We start from the raw sequence: 19,046 nt of genomic DNA, 5'->3' as shown, positions 1-19,046 counted from the left end.
GGCAACTCTTGCGACTTAGGGCTTACTTCCTGTGAGATTTGCTGAAAGCGCATGCTGGATCAGCTCAAGCAGTTGCTCCCCCGCCGCAGCGATGTTGAACCCAACGTCGGCTAGAAGACTATCGATCAGCCCGCAAATACCGGCTGCGATAAGCAGGCAGGCATAGTCTGGCTCGACAGTGGACCGAATTTCGCCCGACTTGATACCTTCAGCAATGTGGTGGGACAGAAGCGCCAGGGTTTTATCTCGCAACTCTGCGATGTCTCCCGACAGGGCACGATCACGCTTGGGGTCGGCCAGGACGATGTGTGTTGCAAGACCACGTGTGGGGTCTGCTCTGAGCTGGTCCAGCACCGCGCGCGTGATCTCAAGCACCGCCTCCAGCCCAGACACTTGATCAACTTCCTGAAGCGTCTTGTCGAACTCGATCGCCACGTAGGAGGCGAGCGCCTTGAGGTAGTTTTCCCGCGAACCAAAATGGTGCGCGGGCAGTCCGCGGCTGTAGCCCGCGATCTTGCCGACATCGGTCAGCGTTAGTTTTTCGGGTCCGAGCTGAGCCACCAGACGCACACCAGCGGCCAGCATGCGCTGTTCGGATTCCTCCCGACGTTCCTCCTGGGTCCGCCGCGTCTGGCTCTCTGTCATCGTGTGCTCGCTAGTTCCGTGTTGCGCTTATGGCTTGAGGACCACCTTACCAAAAAATCCACCTGCCTCGAGCATCCTGTGAGCCTCAGCCGCCTCACGCAACGGCAAGATCTGTGCAATGGGCGCTTTGAGCTCACCGCGAGCTGCTTGAGCAAACAGCGCTGTCACCTCCGCAAGCTTCTCCTCCTGCGGCACAGAGTCCAGGCTCAGGAGCGAATAGGTTGGTGATTTGGTAAAGCCCTGCAGCAGAACCTGGCTGATGGCAGCAGGAGGAAAACCGGCAGCTGCGCCGTTCACAATATAACGTCCGTTGAAGGCAAGCGTCTCAATGAAAGCCAACGTGGCCTCGCCCGCCACGGGGTCAATTATCACATCGAAGGGACCTTTAGGCTGCGAGTCGGTGCCGCGACGAACCACGTGCTGCACACCCAAGGCCGCAACGCTGTCAGCCATCCCCGGGCTTGTCACGGCGGTGACCACCGCACCTCTTCGCACAGCCAATTGAGCCACCATGGCGCCGATCCCGCCGCTGGCACCTCGCACCAGCAGGCGTTCACCGGCCTCAAGTCTGGCTCGCGTGATACTGAAGCTGGCTACTAGAGCGTTTACCCCCAGACTCACTGCCGTCTCCGAAGACACCTGCTCCGGAAGCGGGACAAGCTCTTTGGCATTGGCGAGAAACTGCTGGGCATAGCCGCCTTGCCCCATGGCAAATACCCGTTGCCCTTTCAGGTGCTCGTCTACGCTTGGACCAACAGCCATCACGCGGCCGGCAACCTCTACCCCCGGGATGTATCCAGGCGCTGATACGCCTAAGAAACCCTGTCGCTGCAAAACGTCTACAAGACCTACCCCAGCTGCCTCCACCTGGATCACAACTTCACCTTCACCGGGCACGAGGTCAGGTATTGCCCCAAGGGACAGCTGATCGGCCGAACCAAACTCTTTTACGATGATCGCTTGCATGTTGGGCTACTCCTTATACTTGCTTGTATGCTAAACAAGTGAAATGCGCAAGCTTGACGACGGACGGCGAGGTTAGGGGCGGTTGCAAAGAATATTCACTCGGGAGACACGCGGCTTGAAAAGCGCCGGCCACAGACCGAGCAAGAAGACGAATGACGGCCTTGGCACCAAAGTCACTCTCCGCAAATGGCTGTGATTGCATGGGTGTCAGACCCTTTTGTCCTGGCTGTTCATGGGGACCAGAAGCAGCCGAACTGCTTTCAACGTTTGGGCAGCGGACCGCTCGGGAGGCTCACGCGTACAGACTGAAGAATTTCACAACCTGTTAGCAACTTATTCGCCTTCGATATCGGCAGGCGCAACTAGGCCTCAATGTAGCCGTTGTGGCACAATGCTTAACCCAGGTTTCCAGCGACTTCTCTTGGAGCTGCCGCACCGAAGGCGCCGGTGATTTGACTATGGGCGAGGCTCCCAACGAGATAGGCCTTACTCTAAGGTCCTTGAACCCTGAGGCTATAGGTGAGGTCGAACGTCTTCTCAAAGGGCGTACTCGAGACATCAAGCTACGTGGTGTACTTGCGGAAGCATTTCACCAGCGGTCGTTCAAGCAAACCTCAAAAATCGTACGTTCCTGGATGGTTTGGGTGGTGTTGTTGGACGCGCTCGCCATGAGTGCGAACCTGTTGCTCCTCCCGAAGCAGGTCTCGTATGGCATGCTGTTGCCCGCTCTTATGATCCCACCTGCAGCAGGTGTCGTTTACCTTGCCTGGTCGGCACGACGTTCCACAGCGCTACTGAATGGATCCCTCGCTTTGGGCATCTTGGTCATCCTCTTGTCAGTGTCACTGATGGGAGTGTCGGCAGGTGGAGAGTTCCAGGAGCGCTACCTCAGCATCATGCTGTTTGTAGCAGTCGCGGCGATCATCATTTTCAACGTTCCCGCATGGGTATCTCAAACCATCTCGGCGTTTGGATTGATCTTTTATCTGATGTTCCAGCTGTCCATTCCCGTCGTGAGCACACCTGCGGTTATCTCAGCGTTTCTGTTCTTTGCAAGCGGAGTGATCTCTATGGTGGTGGCTCGCAGAACAATGACGATCCTGGCTCAACGTTCGTTTCTGCTTGAGCTGCGCAACGCCCGCACCTTGGAGGAACTTGCTCGGTCGAACGCCCTACTTGACGAACTCGCTCGAACGGATCCGCTTACGGGCTTGGCGAACAGGCGGCACATGGAAGAGGTCATCGGCAGACTACTCCATGGCAAGGGTCGCCCCATAAGCCGTTTAGCCGTGCTGATGTGCGATATCGATCATTTCAAAGCACTGAACGACACATGCGGCCACGGTGCTGGTGACCGCGCTCTGATCGAAGTGGCCAAAGCCCTAAAGCAAAGCGTCAGATCAGAACTGGACCTTGTTGCCCGCTATGGCGGCGAGGAGTTCATCGTCGTTCTGACCGATGTAGCTACCGAGGAAGCCGAGAAGATTGCAGAGCGTATTCGTCAAAACGTTGAGGCGCTGCGTTTGTCAAATCAGCGGTCCACTGTGACGCATAATCTGACGATAAGCATCGGGATAGCTGTGACTGACGACCTAAGCTACACCGCGCTTGAAGATCTCACTGCCGCAGCCGACGCAGCGCTTTACGAAGCGAAGAAGACAGGCCGGAATCGGGTCGTTGCAGCCATTCGCTAGCCCTGCGGCCCTACTGCGATCAGCCACATCACTGAACCGGCGGGAGCAACGCAATCTGAGGCTGGATAGGCCACTGATGCTTTTCCTGAATGCCGAGCAGTAGTAGCAGCCATGACACGCAACTTGGTCTCATTCGCGATCTATTTTGCTAGATAGAGCTGAGCCTCTCTCTCCCCGATCCAGGTGCGGTGTCTCCAGGCGGTCGGCTTTCGAAATCTGGGACACCAGCCACCGACCGGCAGGTCCCAATGGCTTGGTCTTGAGATGTGCGGCACTCAGGGGAACCCTTCGTACCAGGTTGGCCGGGTCACTCTGGTCCAGCGGCAGCACAACAAGAGTTCCTTTTTCGATGTCTGCTTCAACCATGTGCGCAGGCATCGAGCCCCAGCCAAGACCTTCTCGGATCATCCTGTAGCGCAGTTCGAGATCGTTCACCCTCCACCGATTGATGCTGTGAGCACCAAGATCGTTGGTGCCCGTTGCACCTGGATCCGACGAGAGCAAAACCTGCATGTGGTCCCTAAGCTGCTCCTCGGTGATCGGTCCATTCAGCTGGGCGAGCGGGTGCTCGGGCGCCGCCACGGGCACTCCGTGCACTTCGCCGCACACCTGGCGTTCGAGATCATCAAGTGTAGAGAGCCCAGGCGGATCGACAATGACCCCCAATGCAGCTGTCCCTTCCCGAAGTGAACGGAGGGTCGCCTCCATCGTTTGGCGCATGACCGAAATGTCGACCAGAGGAAACATGTCGCGAAAGGCTTTGAGCGCGTCGACGATCAACGCGTGAGGGACATAGACGTCCACAACGATAGGTAAACGCGTTTCAATACCCACGAGGAAGTTCGTCGCCTGCTTCCGGAACGTCGCTGCCGCCTCAAGAACTCTTCGTGCGCGAGGCAGGAGCGCGACCCCAGCAGCCGTAAGCGTCGGCCGATAGGTTGACCGGTCGAACAACTCCGTCCCGATCTGCAACTCCAGTCCCTGCACACCATAGGTAATTGCCGATTGTGCCCGCTTCATCGCCCGGGCAGCGGCAGAGAAGCTGCCTTGGTCCACCACAGCCACGAAGATGTCGAGCTGGTCGAGCGTGACGCCCTCACCGATGTGGTCCAATCCAGAACTCCATCAAAAAATCCGATCAAGACCTTCTACTCTTTATCCCTGTGTTGCAACCGAGGCGCCGCATATCTTCCTCGTCAACAGGGAGCGGTTGCCGCACCCGCAACAAGGAAAAGCATCATGAAGGTCGAAGGCATTACCTGGCACGCTGTCGTCGTCCCGCCGGAAAAGTTCGCTGCCCAGCGCGATTTTGCCATCAACACGCTCGGTCTCACCATTTTCATGGAGATGGACCAGATGATCGCGCTCAGCATGCCCAATGGCAGCATGTACGAGATCTACACGCCAGCGACCGTTCCTCCCTACGGCTACAACGGTAACCTGGCCTACGGCTGGCGTGTCGATGACGTCGAAGCGGCATCCAAGGAACTTGCAGCCGCCGGCAACGAGCTGCTCGGCGAGATCAATCGCTTCCCTGAGCTGAAGTATGCCTTCCGGCACTTCCGGGCACCGGACGGGCTCGTCTACGGCATTAACGAGCAGAAGTAAGGGGATCGATATGACCGATCAGATTGCGCCGAACGGCACGCGCCTGGGCCATGTCCATCTCCACGTCACGGACCTGCAGCGCTCCGTCACCTTCTACCGCGACATCCTTGGTTTCAATCTCGTCCGCTTCATGGGCGATGAAGGTGCCTTCCTCAGCGTGGATGGCTATCACCACCACATCGGCCTCAACACCTGGGGCACCAAGGGGATGAAGAACGACGGCGTTCGCCGGCCCGGTCTTTACCACTTCGCCCTGAACTTCCCGACCGAGGAAGGCCTCGCCAAGACAATCAAGCGTGTCGTTGATGCTGGTTGGCCGATCACGGGCGCTTCCGACCACTATACCCATGAAGCGGTCTACCTCGACGACCCGGACGGCATCGGCATCGAGCTGGCATGGGACCGTGACCCCTCCTACTGGGGCCCGATCTTCGACCCAACCAAGACCGTGGAAGATCTGATGCGACTGCAGAAGCGATTGGACGTCCGCGCCCTTATCGCCAAGTACGAACCCGAACTCGTCTAACACTCAACTTTCATACGGAGACTTCAAAATGCGTATTTCTGTTATCGGCGACGGCAATGTCGGCAGCGCCCTGGCCCGTGGCTTCGAGAAGGCCGGTCACACGGTTTCCACCGTTGGCAATGACCAGGCCCGCATCAAGGAACTAGCCGCTTCGGGCGAAGTGATCGTTCTTGCCGTGCCCTTCGGTGCTCTCGAACAGGTTGCCGCGACCATCGGCAATGCTGCAGACGGCAAGGTCGTGGTTGACGTAACCAATGCCCTTACCCCTGACTTTAAGCTGGCTCTTGGCCACACCACCAGCGGCGCCGAAGAACTGCAGAAGAAGCTTCCGAACGCCAAGGTGGTGAAGGGCTTCAACACTGTGTTCTCCAGCGCCATGGAGACCGGGCAGAACACCGGCACGCAGCTCACCGCGTTCATTGCTGGCGACGACACCGAAGCCAAGAACACCGTGATCGAACTTGCGAAGGGCAATGGTCTCGATGCGGTCGACGCCGGGCCGCTCGCCAACGCCCGCCTGCTTGAGCCAATGGCATTCCTCCAGATCCAGCTCGGCTTCATGTTCGGCCATGGCCCCAACATCGGCTTCAAGCTGGTTCGCTAACGATCCTCCTCAGGGCGGCACACCGCCGCCCTGTCCTTCACCATTCAAGCGCTGAGGCGCACGGAGACTATAAAATGACCACCGAAACCTTGTCCGCGCCGAAGCGCAATTGGATCAATATCGGCCTGTGGGTCGCCCAGATCCTGCTCGCTCTGGCCTACCTCGCCGCTGGCGCCACCAAGCTGTTCACGCCCATCGACGCACTTGGCGCGATGATGACCTACGTTCCGACCATGCCGGAAATGTTCATCCGCTTCGTCGGCCTGGCAGAAATCCTTGGTGCAGTCGGCCTGATCCTTCCTTCCGTCACCCGCATCCTTCCGCGTCTGACCCCCGCCGCTGCGATTGGTCTCTCTATCGTTCAGGTGGCAGCCATCGTCCTGCATGCCTCGCGTGGCGAAACGGCCATGACCCTGCCGGTCAACCTGCTGCTGCTTGCCCTCTCGATCTTCGTGATCTGGGGCCGTACCAAGAAGGCCCCGATCGCTCCACGCAGCTGATCGAATTCGCGCCGCTCCGCACCCCGCGAGGGGTGCGGCTTCTTTGAAGATCGGAGACGCTTGCCATGTTTGAAGACCTCGTTATCGGTATTAAGGCCTGGCTATTTTCCAATGTCGCCACCGCTCTCATCAAAGCGCCCGAGCTATCATTCACCAGCCGTACGGTCGGTAGGCCAGAAGCCGTGGACGTGCCGACACGACATGGCCGCATAAAGTGCTTCATCTGGCGGCCGGCGGAAGGTGCGCCACTCGCAGCCGGGCGGAAGTCTCCGGTCCACATCAACATCCACGGCGGTGCTTTCCTGATCGGCGCTCCCCATCAGGATGACCATCTGGTCAAAGCCATAGCTGGCGAAGTCGGTGCTGTGGTGGTGAACGTCGACTACTCACGCGCTCCCAAGGTGCACTATCCGCACGCTCACGAAGAATGCTTCGACGTTCTTCGATGGGTGGCAGCGTCGGGCGCTGAGCAAGGCTGGGACAGCGGGCGCATCACCATCAGCGGCACCAGTGCAGGCGGCAACCTGGCTTTGGGTGTGCTTGAGCAAGCTCGCGAAAAGGGCGGCCCGCATGTGCATACGGGTGTACTTTTTGTGCCTGCAGTCGACGTCACGCCGGCACCGGAGAGCTACGTTTCCGATATTCCTAAGCCGTTCGTGGGCCCGGGTATGGCTCGGCTGCTGCAGTCCTATTTCCCTGACGCTGCACGGCGCACCGAAACGTTGGCCTCGCCGGGTCTGGCCGGCGAGGAACTGGCTTCATTGCCGCCGCTCCTCATCTTTGGAGCGGAACATGACTCGCTGCGCCCCCACATCGAACGCTTCGTGGCCAAGATCAAAGGTTTGGGCAACCAGGTCGACTACGTCTGCGTGCCCGGTGCTGACCACGACTTCGAGGTGAATACGGAAGTCGCGCCGAAGGTGCTTCCCGACGTCGTAAAGAAAACGACGGCGCACCTGATTGCCGCCCTGGGCAAGAGCCCGGCCTAACAGAATTGGACAATCAAATGACCACACGTCTTCCCACATACTTCCTTAGCCACGGTGGCGGTCCCTGGCCCTATCTCGATGGCCCGTTCCGGCAGGCCTTCAACCAGCTCGAGCAGTCGCTCAAGGACATCCGCCGCGAGCTTGGCGAAGTGCCACGTGCCGTGCTCGTCATCTCGGGCCACTGGGAGGAGAACGGCTTCGCCATCTCCTCCGGCGAGCAGCCCGGCATGGTCTACGACTATTCCGGCTTTCCGCCGCACACCTACGAGATCAAGTACAAGGCGCCCGGCTCGCCAGAATTGGCCGAGCGCGTCCGGAAGCTGCTGCAAGAAGGTGGCATTCCGGCTCGGCTTGATCCAGAGCGGGGTTATGACCACGGCACGTTCAGCATGATGAAGCCTCTCTATCCAGAAGAGGATATTCCGCTGGTTCAGCTTTCCATCGACCGCAGCTACGACCCCGAACTCCATTTGAAGCTGGGGCGTTTGCTCGCTCCGCTGCGTGACGAGGGCGTGCTCATTATCGGCAGCGGTCTCAGCTACCACAATATGCGGGAAATGCGGGGCACTTCAGCGGTTGAGCCCTCGCGCATTTTCGATGCCTGGCTTCATGAGACCCTGATCTCCGCCCAGCCTGAGGAGCGGACCGCAAAGCTCGTCGACTGGGAACAGGCGCCCATGGCTCGGGCCGCCCATCCGGAGGAAGATCATCTCATCCCGCTCATGGTGGTGGTCGGTGCCTCGGAAGGCGAACCTGGGGCAGCCGTCTACCACCAGAGCGATCTGTTCGGCGGTATCACCGCGTCCAGCTTCCGTTTCGGAGACGTGCCCACCGCCGCCTAAGGCGCTTGCAGTTAGTGTCTTGCCGTCCGGTATAGCCGCCTAAACTGCACTTGGACCCTGCTTCCATTCCCCTGCTCTACGCCAGGGGAATGGCTCCTCTCACCTCAACAACAAGGAAACAAGATGAAGATCGCCGTTACAGGAGCCACAGGCCAACTCGGTCGGCTTGCGATAGAGAAGCTCAAAGAGCGCGTTGGGGCAGACGACATCATCGCCTTGGCACGCACCCCTGACAAGGCAGCGGACCTCGGAGTTGCCGTCCGCCAGGCCGATTACACCAAGCCGGACATCCTGGTCCAAGCCTTGGCCGGTGTGGACACGCTGCTGTTTATCTCGTCAAGCGAGGTTGGTCAGCGCGTCCTCCAGCACAAGAATGTCGTAGAGGCCGCCAAGGCTGCGGGCGTGAAGTTTATCGCCTATACAAGTCTGCTGCATGCTGACACGACGCCGCTCGGCATTGGTGAAGAGCATAGGGCGACGGAGGCCCTGCTGGATGCATCTGGCATTCCACACGCAGTCCTGCGCAACGGCTGGTATACCGAAAATTACGCGGCTTCGATCCCTGGTGCAGTATCGGCAGGAGCAGTGATTGGAAGTGCCCGCGATGGCAAAATTTCCGGAGCGACCCGTGAGGACTATGCAGAAGCTGCTGCCGTAGTGGTGACCAGCTCCGGGCACGACGGAAAGCGGTACGAATTGGCCGGAGATGAAGGTTGGACCCTGGCGGACCTCGCTGCCGAGATCTCCCGGCAGACCGGTCGCGAGATCCCGTACAAGGATATGCCAGAGTCTGACTACGCGGCAGCGCTTATCAACTTCGGCATCCCTGAAGCATTTGCCTCGATGCTGGCGGGATGCGATGTGGCAGCTGCAAATGGTGCCCTCTTTGATGACAGTCGCCAGCTCTCGGCTCTGATTGGCAGGGGAACAACACCGCTTGCTGAGAGCGTGGCTCGGGCGCTCAAGTAGCGCTCAGCACGTAACGGACCTTTCCGCTCGATGCGGAGGTAGACAGAGAAGGGGCCGGTGGATGAACACCGGCCCCTAGCTTTGCATCAGACGTTGCCGGCACCCAAGGTCATGGTCGCAAGGAGCGAACCGTCCTCGTTGACCGTGACCTTCATGATCTCCTGAGGATTGATCAGGATGTCGTTCTCGTTGGTGTAAATAGAGACGCCGCGTGCCTTGTAGGGGTCCTGCGTCGAGTGCACCGTGTTGATTACTGCCTGCGGAAAATACAGCTGCGTGGTGATCATGTCGCTTTCGCTCAGGAATGCACGAACGTGGATGTGCACCGCACGAGGCGTATACCAACCGGGCACGATGGTGCGGAACCTGACCTTGCCGTCCGCGTCTGTGGTCTGAACGCCGCGCAGAAACCGCTCGGGGCCCTGCTGTTGAACGTGGCCCGTAGCATCGGCAGCGCCCACATCGGGGAACTGGCTCGGATCATTGCCCAGATAGCCGCTGTATTCACCATCAGCGTTGCAGTGCCAGATGGAAATTGCCGCCCCTGCGATCGGGCCGCAGCCCGCATTTGCGTTGACCAGCCGCAGTTCGATTTCCAACGGCACGCCGGGCTGATCGTCGCGGATGTCTGACCGTACGATTTCCTTGTCGATGTAGTAAGGCCCCTCGATGGTGGCCGTCGTAACACGGCACATGTCCGGGATATTCTCCAAGACATCGCCAATCCGTGCAGATTCCTCGACCGTGGCTGCAAAAGCCGGAGAAAGGAGGCCGCTGACGGGCGTGAGGATTGTACCTAGCAGCCCGATCAGTGCAGTTCGGCGATGAATAACAAATTCGTTCGGTGCTTCTTCTTGTTCTTCTGGCGCGTTGGAGCTGGTGTTTAGGACCATAAGGCGAGTTCCGTTTTGCAAATCTGAAAGGACGGTAGGGATCTGGCGCATGAGCTAGATACCCGCAGCAACCCGATAGATACATTGACTGACTGGTCAGTCAATGGAAATGTGAGCTTGATCTGCCGTGGCGATGGACGGCAGAGATGGTCAGTGGCATGTGAGGGAAAAATGAGCAAAGGCGTAAGGGCGCTCCAGAAGGAGGCGAGACCAAGAGAGATCCTTGAGGCTGCATTCGAGGAGTTTGTTCTGCGGGGTTATGCCGCAACACGCCTCGAAGACGTGGCCGCCCGGGTCGGCGTCACCAAGGGCACGATCTATGTCTACTACAAGGACAAAGAGCACCTGTTCGAGACGATGGTAACGGAGCTTTCCCAGCCTGTTGTCGACATTAGCGTGTACGAGCAGGCATTGGATGACGTTTCTGCGCTGGGTGTTTTAGAGCAGTTTGTAACCGATATTTGCCAGATGACCATCGAGGACCGCTACTCGCACCAAATTGTCCGCTTCCTGCTTTCCGAAGCTAACACCTTCCGGGGCCTGCTCGAGACATACGAAAGAAACTTCGCGGAACCGGTCTTTGCCATTCTCCGTATGGTGATCGACCGAGGGTGTGAACGCGGTGAATTTCGACCCGCAGCGAGAGAATATGATCCAAGTTTTCTGGTGAGCCCTCTGCTGGGCACCACGGTTATGTCGTCGATCATTCCAGGGTCACGATCAAGCGCAGCTGAATTTCCCTCTAACTACCTGGGCATGCTGAAGCGACTGCTGCTATCTTAGTGGCCGACCCCTCTGGGCTGTTCGACTGCTAGCAACCAGATATGTGTGCAAGTCCATCCATAGTCAGGCTGGCACGGGCTGTGCCCTGTTCTAGCGCCGGGAGTCGAACCAAGCGCGACGTAAGGCCGAGTAGCTCCCTCCCGCCTTAGGGAACCCTGCGACCTGAAAGAAGATGGACGTTCGATGGACCGACAACACCAGATGGCTCTATACCGACGGTATCTCGACCGCTGTAATCAACACTGGTTCGATGAACTGGGGGAGTTCGTGGCTGAGAATGTTGGCGGTTCAACCGAAGGGCTGGCGAACCACATCGCAGGATGTCACGAGGTTGTCTCTGCGTTCTCCGACTATCGATGGAGCTTGCAGCACATTGTCCTGGAGGGCGCCTGGTTGGCTGCGCGCCTTTGGGGCGACGGAACTCACACGGGCACCTTCCGAGGATTACCTCCGACTGGGCGCAAGATTCGGATACAAGAGCTCGTTCAATACCGCTTTGCACATGGGAAGGAAGCTGAATGCTGGGGTGACCTTCACACCACTGTCCGCAACCAACTGTTATCTGCATAGTGACGGATCTCACCCGTGCCGTCGGACACACCGGTGCTTGAGTGGTTCATCGGTTTGTACCTGTATCTAAGTCATCTTAGGCAGGGCTTCTCGCGCCTTCTATACGACAGCTTTTGGGGCCGCTGACGACGCCCCCAAATGACCGGAATGGAATCGACATCTGCCTCTGTCGTATCCCCGCTCAACGGCAGCTATCCCGTAGTCGCCGCGTGAAAGCTGCCAGTCCGCTCCCGGCCCCAAAGTGGTTGGCGGGTCCAAAGGTGGCGGTGTCTGCTTCCGAACGCCATCGCCTAAAGCTGCCTGACCGCTACGGCCCCAAACAAGATAGATCAATCCCAAGCCCAGTTTCCTGCCTGAGTAGCGACTAGGAACACACCTGTGGGTCAACATTTGTGTACGTAGCACATGGGCATCACCCACAATCGTGCCGCGTCGAGGATAGGTAAGCGGAGGCCCGGGGGTCGGTGTACCCGGCAGGCTCGCAAAGCATAGCTTTGTGGAAGTCGGCTTGGAAAGCGCCTCCGCTTAAGTGAATTTAGATCGTTGCGGTTTGCTCGGCAACAGCCGGCGCCCTTAGATCTACTATCGGCGGTTTATAATACCTTCGCTGTCGGTGAAACTGCCAATCCTGAACGCCACAGTGAGTCCAATGGGCGGTTCAAATTGCTGCCTTCACACTCCGTGAGCCTGCTTCCGCGAAGCCATTCTGGCCGGACTAGCCCGAACACCAGCAAGATGCGAATTCGCTCCAAACCGCAGCTTAGGTGAGCATCTTCACATCCGCATGTTGGGAGTGTGTCCATTGACCCAACAGTTGAAGTGCACACTAAAGCACACACCAGCCCTATCGACACATCTGTTTCGAAGCAAAATCAATGGTCATGCTGAATAAGGTGGCGGAGAGAAAGGGATTCGAACCCTTGAGACGGTTCCCCGCCTACACACTTTCCAGGCGTGCGCCTTCGACCACTCGGCCATCTCTCCGCATCGCCTAAACTCCGGCTGGAAGCACCGGAGGAGCCGGCTGGTGAGCCGGGCGCGAGCGAGGCGCAATATACTTATCATCGCTTCGGGCGCAAGGGATCACGACACGCTGATGACGAATGTTTTTGGCGGCCGTGTTACGCCCTTGTGAGGCAGGGCGGACACATGCGACAAAAGAAGCCGTGCGCGAGGGGAACGGCCGGCTTGATCCCGACTTGTTCCGAGGAGCACAGGGAATGGGAATGCGGCTGATCTTGAGAATTGCCGGCACCTGGCTGATCGGCCTGGCGCTGGTCCTGCTTGTTGTGGACGGCACGAAATCGCTGGGCGCCAATGCGGTGGTGTTTACCAGCCTGGCCGACCTCTGGACCTCGGTGCACCCGCCCAGCCTCCAGGGCGTGGAGGCGTTTTTCGAGAGCCGGTTCTTTGCCCAGCTGCTGGATGCCGCCCTCAAGGCCGTGCTGCAATATCCAGCCTTTTCCGTCTTCGGCGTGCTCGGCATCGTCCTGGCGCTGGCGGGACGCACGCCGCGCCGCGAGCGCTATCTGCGCGCCGACCAGATCTGATGTAACCGCCGCGCCCTCGGGCACGAATAGGTGGTCGAAAGGAAGATACGACATGTTCTTCAAATCCAAGCCAACAACCATTCCCACCGCCGAACAGGCCCTGCCCGGCCGCGCGACGCCGATGAGCGTTGCCAGCGAGCATTTCGTGAATGGGCAGAGCCTCAAGGGCCCCTATCCCGAGGGCAGCGAGACGATCTATCTCGGCCTTGGTTGCTTCTGGGGTGCGGAACGCCTGTTCTGGCAGTTGCCGGGCGTCATCGTCACTGCCGTGGGCTACCAGGGCGGCTCGACGCCCAACCCGACCTACGAGGAAGTATGCTCGGGCCAGACGGGGCATACCGAAGCGGTCAAGGTGGTCTTCGATCCGCGCCGGATCAGCCTCGAGACGCTGCTCAAGACCTTCTGGGAAGAGCATAACCCGACCGAAGGAATGCGGCAGGGCAATGACGTGGGCACGCAGTATCGCTCGGCCATCTATACGACCACAGGCGAACAACTGGCGATCGCGCAGCGGAGCCGTGACAGCTACCAGGCAGCCTTGCGCCAGCGTGGCCTCGGAGAAATCACGACGGAAATCGCGCCGGCCGGCGAGTTCTTCTTTGCCGAAACCTATCACCAGCAGTACCTGGCCAAGAATCCGCGCGGCTATTGCGGGCTGCAGGGTACGGGCGTCAGTTGCCCGATCGGCGTCGGCGTCGCTGCGGAATAGCAAGCGAGCTCCCTAGCAGATAATGAACGCCGGTCCGGTTCTTCGGGCCGGCGTTTTCTTGTGAGGCCATGATGAGCGTCACCTATCCACCCGTCATGCGGCGTGCGGGCTTCGAGGCTTTCGTTTTGTCGCTGCCGCAGGCGACGCTGGTGCGGCAATGGCGCGATGATTCGGTTGCCAAGGTGGGTGGCAAGATCTTTGCGCTGCTCGACCGCGACCCCGGCGAGGTCTGGCTCAAGGTGTCGGACATGGCCTATGAGCTCCTGACCGAGTTGCCGGGCATCAGACCGGCGCCCTATTTCGCCCGCCCCGGGTGGGTGGCCATATCCGCCGAAAGCCCGCTCAGCGGTGAAGAGGTCAAGGCCTATTTGCGCGAGGCGCACCGGCTGGTGGCGGGCAAGCTCAGCCGGCGCCTGCGGAGCCAATTGGGGCTTTAGCGCATCGCTATCACTGCGGGAGGACGGCGTAGACCTCGAATGGGCTGCCGGGGAGGCTGACATTGCTGAGCCAGTCGGGCAGCCGCCCCTCGCGGCGGAGCGTCGCGAAGCTGTCGGCGGTCTGGCTGGGAAGCCCCTGGACTTCCGGCATGGCAGGGCAGATGACGACGAGGCCAATGCCGCGCTCGCTGAGGATTTGCCGCGCCGTGTCGATGGGGTCGTTGAAGAAACGGAAGGTGTCGCGCACGCCGCGCTCATTGCGGTGATAGGGCGCGGAGACCACTTCATGCGGGGTTTCAAGCAAGAGATGCGCTCCCAAGTCGATTGGCGACATGATCCGCTCCGGTGGCAGGGCGGCAAGGTCGGCAAAGGCTGATGGCAGGAGACACTGGTCCTTGTCACCCTGCACCTGCGCGACATATTGGGCATGGCTGGGGAAGCGCTCGACTATGAGGCTAACGAGGAGGGAGAGGACGACGCCTGCGAAGACCAGCCAGCTCGAAACGAGGGCGAGGATCTGTGGCCATCGGGGGCGGCTGAGATAGCGCCGGCGAGCGGAGACGATGAGCCAGGCGGCGGCGGGCGTGGCAGGCATGACGGCCAGGCGGGCGCCGCGCACCTGCACCAGCATGACGACGGAGGTCAGGAGAAGGAAGACCAGCAGCACGGCCCAGCCTTCACGATCGTCCCGCACGCGCCAGAGGCGGACGCCGACAGTGATGAGCGCGACCAGCACTGGAATGCCGACGGCAACGGCATAGCCGGGCAGTTCGTTCAGCGTCACGAGCCAGGGGCGCGCTTCGAAGATGCCCCCAATCCAGTTCTGCTGCAGCCACGGGTCGAGTTCGCCATAGGGACCGCCGAGGCACTCGGGATAAAGCCGGAGCATCAGAGCGAGCCCCATAAAACCCAGCACGGCAAGGAGACCCAGCCGTTGCCAGGCCTTGGCAAGCGGCAGCGTGCTGGCGAGGGTGAAGACCACGGCCACGACCAGGGCAATGCCGACATAGAAGGGAGAGAGAACATCGCAGGCGGCCTCGAGCCAACGCGCGGGTGGGCGGAACAGCGCCAGATGCAGCAGCGACGCTGTGCCCAAGGCAAGGCCGAAGCCGCGCATTGCGCCGGCACGGGCCGGATCGATCACCCAGAGGAGGCCCATGACCAAAATGGCGGCGGCGACCGGCGGCAGCGACTCGGTGGCGATTGCCAGGGCCGTGGCAGCGATGATGCCCGCGAGAATGGCGAAGCGCGGGCGTTGTAGCGCCTCTACCGTGGTCCAAAGCAGCGTCAGCGTGAGGAGAATGATGACATTGTGGTGGTCGACGCGGCCGGGGGTGAATTCCGCTACGATGGCGGGATTGAGGACGGGCAGGACCACCGCCGGCAAGACGCCTTCAGGACCGACGAGGCGATTGGCCAAGGCAGCGCTGACCCAGAGCAGCAGCGCCAGGAGCAGCATGGGCCAGACATAGCCGGCAGCCGTCATGGCGCCGGTTTCGCTCAGCAGCGGGGTAAACAGCAAGACAATGGCGCCGACCGGCAGGTCAACCAGCCGCGACCAGTGCAGTTCGGCACCCCAGGGCGTGTTGAGGCGATGGGCGCTCAGATCAAACCAGTTCTGGCCTGAGATGAAGTCGCGCACCATGACCATGCGCATGGCATCATCGGTATCGCCAAAGAAGGGCCGGCTCCCCTGCCCCATGACGCTGCGCGTGACGATGGTAACGACGGCAACCGCAAAGATCGCTGCAACGCGGTTGAGGTTAGGACCGGAACGGCGGGCGAGGGCGGGCACTTCATGGTCCTTGGTTGCGCTGGGTCGCACCATGGCCCGGGCGCGTTAAGATGAGGTTTGAGCGACACCTCAGCAGCCTGCCCAGCAAACAGGCAATTGCCTTGTGCCTTGCGGCAATATAACAAGCTTCTTCTTGTTTATTTGAGGTGAAGCCATGTCGGATCAGGTTGAGGGCCGCTGGGCCGAGATTTTCACGCCGCGCTATGCGACGGTGACCCTGATCCTGTGCCTGGGCGTGGCGCTCCTAGCCTTCAATGCCTTTCTCGCCTCGATCTCACTGCCCACCGCGGTGCAGGAAATGGGCGGTGTGGCGCTGATCTCCTGGGCACTAACGCTGTTTCTGGTGTTTGCCATCGTCGGCGGTTCGGGCGCGGCGCTGCTCAAGCAGCGGCTGGGGGCGCGGACGGCGCTGCTGGCTTCGGCCGGCGTGTTTCTCCTCGGTACGGTGATTGCGGCTACGGCGGGGTCGATGGAGCAGGTGCTGCTGGGCCGGGCGCTGCAGGGGCTGGGGGAAGGCGTGGTCTCGGCGATCTGCTTTGCGCTCATTCCCGAGCTGTTCCCGTCGCGGCTGGTGCCCAAGGTGTTCGGGCTGCAGGCCATGATCTGGGCAGTCGCTGCGTTTGGCGGGCCAGCGGCGGCTGGACTGCTGACCGAACTGGTATCCTGGCGCGCTGCCTTCCTCGTCAATGTACCGCTGGTGCTGATCTTTTCAGTCATGGTGATGGCCAAGGTGCCGGCGCATTCGCCCACCGACCGCGCGGTCGTGACCTTTCCGGGGCTGCGCCTCTTGGTGATTGGCGTGGCCATCATGCTGGTGGCGCTGGCAGGCGTGGTCGCACCGCTGCCGGCAACGCTCTTGCTGGCCGGGGCTGCCCTGTTGCTCACGGGCGCGGTGTGGCTTGATGGAAAGGCGCGCGACCGGCTGATGCCGCCCGACGCGTTCCGGCCTATTTCGGTGGTGGGAACCGGCTTGTGGATGGTGCTCTTGATCAACGTCGCAGGTGCCGGTTCCGCCGTCTACCTGGTGCTGGTGGTGCAGGAAATGTGGAACTATGGCCCGACGGCCGCCGGGGCACTGGCGGCGGTGCTGGCGGTCGCCTGGAGCCTATCGGCGGTAACGGTGGCCAATGTGCGCAGCAAGGAAACGCGCAAGGTGCTGATCCGCACCGGGCCGCTACTGATCGGGTCGGGATTGCTGCTGGTGCTGGTTGGATTGCAGCTGGACCAGGTGATCGTCGCCGTGCTTGGCCAATTGGTCATCGGCGCCGGGTTCGGGACCTGCAACGGCTATCTCAACTTGACCATGATGGAAGCGGCCAGCGATGCGGAGCGCGACCGTACGTCGGCACTGATGCCGACGACGCAATCGGCGGGCAATGCCATCGGCGCGGCTCTAGCGGGCGTGGCTGCCAATGCGGCCGGGATGGCGGCGGCGGCAAGTGCCGCGGAGGTGAAGCTCGCCGTAGTGCCGGTCTATGTCCTGGGCGTTGTCATGGCGGCCCTGGCGCTGCTGGCGGCCTGGCGCATGGTGGGAATGATCCGCCCGCAGGATGCCGCGTCGAGCTTTGCTGCCGGATAGAGGGCAAGAAAAAGGGCGGTGGCCGCAACCACCGCCCAGTTCGTCAGGGAGAAAACGAGTGCGCGATCGTTACGCGCGGGGCTGGGGAACAATGCGGAGGTAGGGCTTGGGTTCCTTCCAGCCGCCCGGGAACTTCTCCTTGGCCGCTTCGGCCGAGACGGAAGAGGCGATGATGACGTCTTCGCCGTCCTTCCAGTTGACCGGGGTCGCGACCGAATATTTCGCCGTCAGCTGCAGGGAGTCGATGACGCGCAGCACTTCATCGAAGTTGCGGCCGGTGGAGGCCGGATATTCGATCTTGAGCTTCACCTTCTTGTCGGGACCGATGACGAAGACCGAGCGAACGGTCAGCGTATTGTCGGCATTGGGATGGATCATGTCGTAGAGGCGGGCGACCTCGCCCTGGGTGTCGGCGAGGAGCGGGAAGTTGAGCGCCGTGCCCTGCGTTTCCTCGATATCCTTGGCCCAGCCGCCATGGTCCTCGAGTCTGTCGACGGAGAGGCCCAGCACCTTGACGCCGCGCTTCTCGAATTCGGGCTTGAGCTTGGCGGTGTAGCCGAGCTCGGTGGTGCAGACGGGCGTGAAGTTCTTAGGGTGGCTGAACAGGACGGCCCACGAGCCTTCGATATAGTCGTGGAAGTGGATCGGGCCTTCGGTGGAATCGAGGGTGAAATCGGGAGCGGTGTCGCCAATCAGAATGGACATGTTCCTGCCTGTTCATTGCCGGGCCATGGGCCCACTTGTTCTGCTCAAGAATATCGTCGCCCTTGGCCTTAAAAGCACGGGCGACGAATGAAACGCTTTTATCTTCCGCCCGGGGAAAGCGCCATGACGTTCCACGGCGGGCGGCAGATGCAGCAAAACGCCTAGCGCGCGGCTGGCTGGCCGTTGGTCCAGGTCACCTGTTCACCTGCAAGGGGAATGACCGAGAGGCTCATCTTGCCGGAGCCCTGCTGGATCTGACGCGCATGAGCCAGGTAGATCAGCGAATTGTTGGCCGCGTCGTAGATGCGCGAGACCCGCAGCGACTTCCAGATCAGCGAACGGCCCTCGCGGAAGATTTCCTCGCCGCCACCGCCGGTCGAGATATCGCCGATGGTGATGGGGCCGGTCACCGAACAGTCGAGCGCCGAATAGGACGGGTCCTCGAACCAGTTGCCCTGGCTGATGCGGTCGATGAAGGAGCGGTTGAAATAGGCCAGGTGGCAGGTGACGCCCTCCACTTCCGGATCGGCCATGGCGTCGATGGCGATGTCGTTGCCGGTCCAATCGACCCCGACATTGCCCACTTCCCGGCTATCGCCACAGGCAGCAAGGGTAAGGGCGACCGCGGCGGTCAAGGCGAGGGCGGCGAGGCGCTTCATGAGGCAGGCTCCTAGTCGGTTCA

The 19,046-nt window shown here is 60.6% G+C and carries 21 protein-coding genes and 1 tRNA gene; 14 read left to right on the top strand and 8 right to left on the bottom strand.

Translation table 11 applies throughout. The features are described from left to right. Positions 1-15: 15 nt before the first annotated feature. Together VIL88_RS10910 and VIL88_RS10905 are read right to left on the bottom strand one after the other, a co-directional pair. Positions 16-645, bottom strand: coding sequence for a TetR/AcrR family transcriptional regulator (locus tag VIL88_RS10910; protein WP_331988650.1), 630 nt, complete (start codon positions 643-645; stop codon positions 16-18). A gap of 27 nt (positions 646-672) precedes the next feature. Further along, on the bottom strand, positions 673-1,611 hold the full coding sequence (locus tag VIL88_RS10905) for an NADP-dependent oxidoreductase (RefSeq protein WP_331988649.1): 939 nt from the start codon (positions 1,609-1,611) through the stop codon (positions 673-675). Positions 1,612-2,258: 647 nt separating this feature from the next. On the opposite strand from VIL88_RS10905, the gene VIL88_RS10900 reads away from it, so the two are divergent. Then, positions 2,259-3,305, top strand: a complete 1,047-nt coding sequence (locus VIL88_RS10900) for a GGDEF domain-containing protein (RefSeq protein WP_331988680.1) — start codon at positions 2,259-2,261, stop codon at positions 3,303-3,305. Between the two features lie 129 nt (positions 3,306-3,434). Here VIL88_RS10900 and VIL88_RS10895 read toward each other — a convergent pair whose 3' ends face one another. After that, positions 3,435-4,418 (bottom strand): LysR family transcriptional regulator, encoded by a 984-nt coding sequence (locus VIL88_RS10895; protein WP_331988648.1) that lies wholly within the window; start codon positions 4,416-4,418, stop codon positions 3,435-3,437. Between the two features lie 126 nt (positions 4,419-4,544). Between VIL88_RS10895 and VIL88_RS10890 the strand changes: the two genes are divergently transcribed. The 7 genes from VIL88_RS10890 to VIL88_RS10860 all read left to right on the top strand — a co-directional run bounded on the left by VIL88_RS10890 (position 4,545) and on the right by VIL88_RS10860 (position 9,343). Further along, positions 4,545-4,913 carry a hypothetical protein gene (locus tag VIL88_RS10890; RefSeq protein WP_331988647.1) on the top strand — a complete coding sequence of 123 codons (369 nt, stop codon included), beginning with the start codon at positions 4,545-4,547 and terminating at the stop codon, positions 4,911-4,913. 10 nt (positions 4,914-4,923) lie between these two features. Beyond that, a complete protein-coding gene (locus VIL88_RS10885) occupies positions 4,924-5,439 on the top strand; it encodes a VOC family protein (RefSeq protein WP_331988646.1) in 516 nt (171 codons plus the stop codon). Positions 5,440-5,467: 28 nt separating this feature from the next. Beyond that, complete coding sequence (locus VIL88_RS10880; protein ID WP_331988644.1) at positions 5,468-6,043, top strand: NADPH-dependent F420 reductase; 576 nt, start codon at positions 5,468-5,470, stop codon at positions 6,041-6,043. A gap of 74 nt (positions 6,044-6,117) precedes the next feature. Beyond that, positions 6,118-6,543 (top strand): DoxX family protein, encoded by a 426-nt coding sequence (locus tag VIL88_RS10875; protein WP_331988642.1) that lies wholly within the window; start codon positions 6,118-6,120, stop codon positions 6,541-6,543. Positions 6,544-6,608: 65 nt separating this feature from the next. Further along, entirely contained in the window at positions 6,609-7,532 is a 924-nt protein-coding gene (locus VIL88_RS10870) for an alpha/beta hydrolase (RefSeq protein ID WP_331988640.1), read from the top strand. 17 nt (positions 7,533-7,549) lie between these two features. Further along, on the top strand, positions 7,550-8,374 hold the full coding sequence (locus tag VIL88_RS10865) for a class III extradiol ring-cleavage dioxygenase (RefSeq protein ID WP_331988638.1): 825 nt from the start codon (positions 7,550-7,552) through the stop codon (positions 8,372-8,374). Positions 8,375-8,497: 123 nt separating this feature from the next. Then, positions 8,498-9,343 carry an SDR family oxidoreductase gene (locus VIL88_RS10860; protein ID WP_331988636.1) on the top strand — a complete coding sequence of 282 codons (846 nt, stop codon included), beginning with the start codon at positions 8,498-8,500 and terminating at the stop codon, positions 9,341-9,343. A gap of 86 nt (positions 9,344-9,429) precedes the next feature. On the opposite strand, the gene VIL88_RS10855 is transcribed toward VIL88_RS10860, so the two are convergent. Continuing rightward, complete coding sequence (locus tag VIL88_RS10855; RefSeq protein WP_331988634.1) at positions 9,430-10,287, bottom strand: intradiol ring-cleavage dioxygenase; 858 nt, start codon at positions 10,285-10,287, stop codon at positions 9,430-9,432. A gap of 120 nt (positions 10,288-10,407) precedes the next feature. Between VIL88_RS10855 and VIL88_RS10850 the strand changes: the two genes are divergently transcribed. Next, positions 10,408-11,019 (top strand): TetR/AcrR family transcriptional regulator, encoded by a 612-nt coding sequence (locus VIL88_RS10850; RefSeq protein ID WP_331988632.1) that lies wholly within the window; start codon positions 10,408-10,410, stop codon positions 11,017-11,019. A gap of 183 nt (positions 11,020-11,202) precedes the next feature. Next, the gene (locus tag VIL88_RS18120; protein WP_414650128.1) at positions 11,203-11,589 is read left to right on the top strand and encodes an ester cyclase; all 387 of its coding nucleotides are present in this window, start codon (positions 11,203-11,205) and stop codon (positions 11,587-11,589) included. 894 nt (positions 11,590-12,483) lie between these two features. Here the strand turns inward: VIL88_RS18120 and VIL88_RS10845 are convergent. Then, positions 12,484-12,573 (bottom strand) — tRNA-Ser (locus VIL88_RS10845). A 242-nt stretch (positions 12,574-12,815) separates the two neighbouring features. Here VIL88_RS10845 and VIL88_RS10840 point away from each other — a divergent pair. The 3 genes from VIL88_RS10840 (at position 12,816) to VIL88_RS10830 (ending at position 14,285) form a co-directional block, all read left to right on the top strand. Next, positions 12,816-13,139: a hypothetical protein gene (locus tag VIL88_RS10840; protein WP_331988630.1), complete on the top strand. Its 324-nt coding sequence runs from the start codon at positions 12,816-12,818 to the stop codon at positions 13,137-13,139. Between the two features lie 52 nt (positions 13,140-13,191). Continuing rightward, positions 13,192-13,848, top strand: coding sequence for a peptide-methionine (S)-S-oxide reductase MsrA (gene msrA / locus VIL88_RS10835; RefSeq protein WP_331988628.1), 657 nt, complete (start codon positions 13,192-13,194; stop codon positions 13,846-13,848). A gap of 71 nt (positions 13,849-13,919) precedes the next feature. After that, positions 13,920-14,285, top strand: a complete 366-nt coding sequence (locus VIL88_RS10830; RefSeq protein WP_331988626.1) for an MmcQ/YjbR family DNA-binding protein — start codon at positions 13,920-13,922, stop codon at positions 14,283-14,285. A gap of 10 nt (positions 14,286-14,295) precedes the next feature. On the opposite strand, the gene VIL88_RS10825 is transcribed toward VIL88_RS10830, so the two are convergent. Further along, positions 14,296-16,080, bottom strand: a complete 1,785-nt coding sequence (locus VIL88_RS10825) for a hypothetical protein (protein WP_331988624.1) — start codon at positions 16,078-16,080, stop codon at positions 14,296-14,298. 154 nt (positions 16,081-16,234) lie between these two features. Here VIL88_RS10825 and VIL88_RS10820 point away from each other — a divergent pair, with 154 nt between their 5' ends. Further along, positions 16,235-17,659 carry an MFS transporter gene (locus VIL88_RS10820; RefSeq protein ID WP_331988622.1) on the top strand — a complete coding sequence of 475 codons (1,425 nt, stop codon included), beginning with the start codon at positions 16,235-16,237 and terminating at the stop codon, positions 17,657-17,659. 69 nt (positions 17,660-17,728) lie between these two features. On the opposite strand, the gene VIL88_RS10815 is transcribed toward VIL88_RS10820, so the two are convergent. Together VIL88_RS10815 and VIL88_RS10810 are read right to left on the bottom strand one after the other, a co-directional pair. Continuing rightward, the gene (locus VIL88_RS10815; RefSeq protein WP_331988620.1) at positions 17,729-18,364 is read right to left on the bottom strand and encodes a peroxiredoxin; all 636 of its coding nucleotides are present in this window, start codon (positions 18,362-18,364) and stop codon (positions 17,729-17,731) included. A 161-nt stretch (positions 18,365-18,525) separates the two neighbouring features. After that, on the bottom strand, positions 18,526-19,023 hold the full coding sequence (locus VIL88_RS10810) for a CreA family protein (protein ID WP_331988618.1): 498 nt from the start codon (positions 19,021-19,023) through the stop codon (positions 18,526-18,528). Positions 19,024-19,046: the final 23 nt, after the last annotated feature.

The sequence above is a fragment of the Devosia sp. genome (assembly GCF_036563435.1).
Taxonomy (GTDB): Bacteria; Pseudomonadota; Alphaproteobacteria; order Rhizobiales; family Devosiaceae; genus Devosia.
This window is presented reverse-complemented; position numbering and strand designations above follow the sequence as displayed.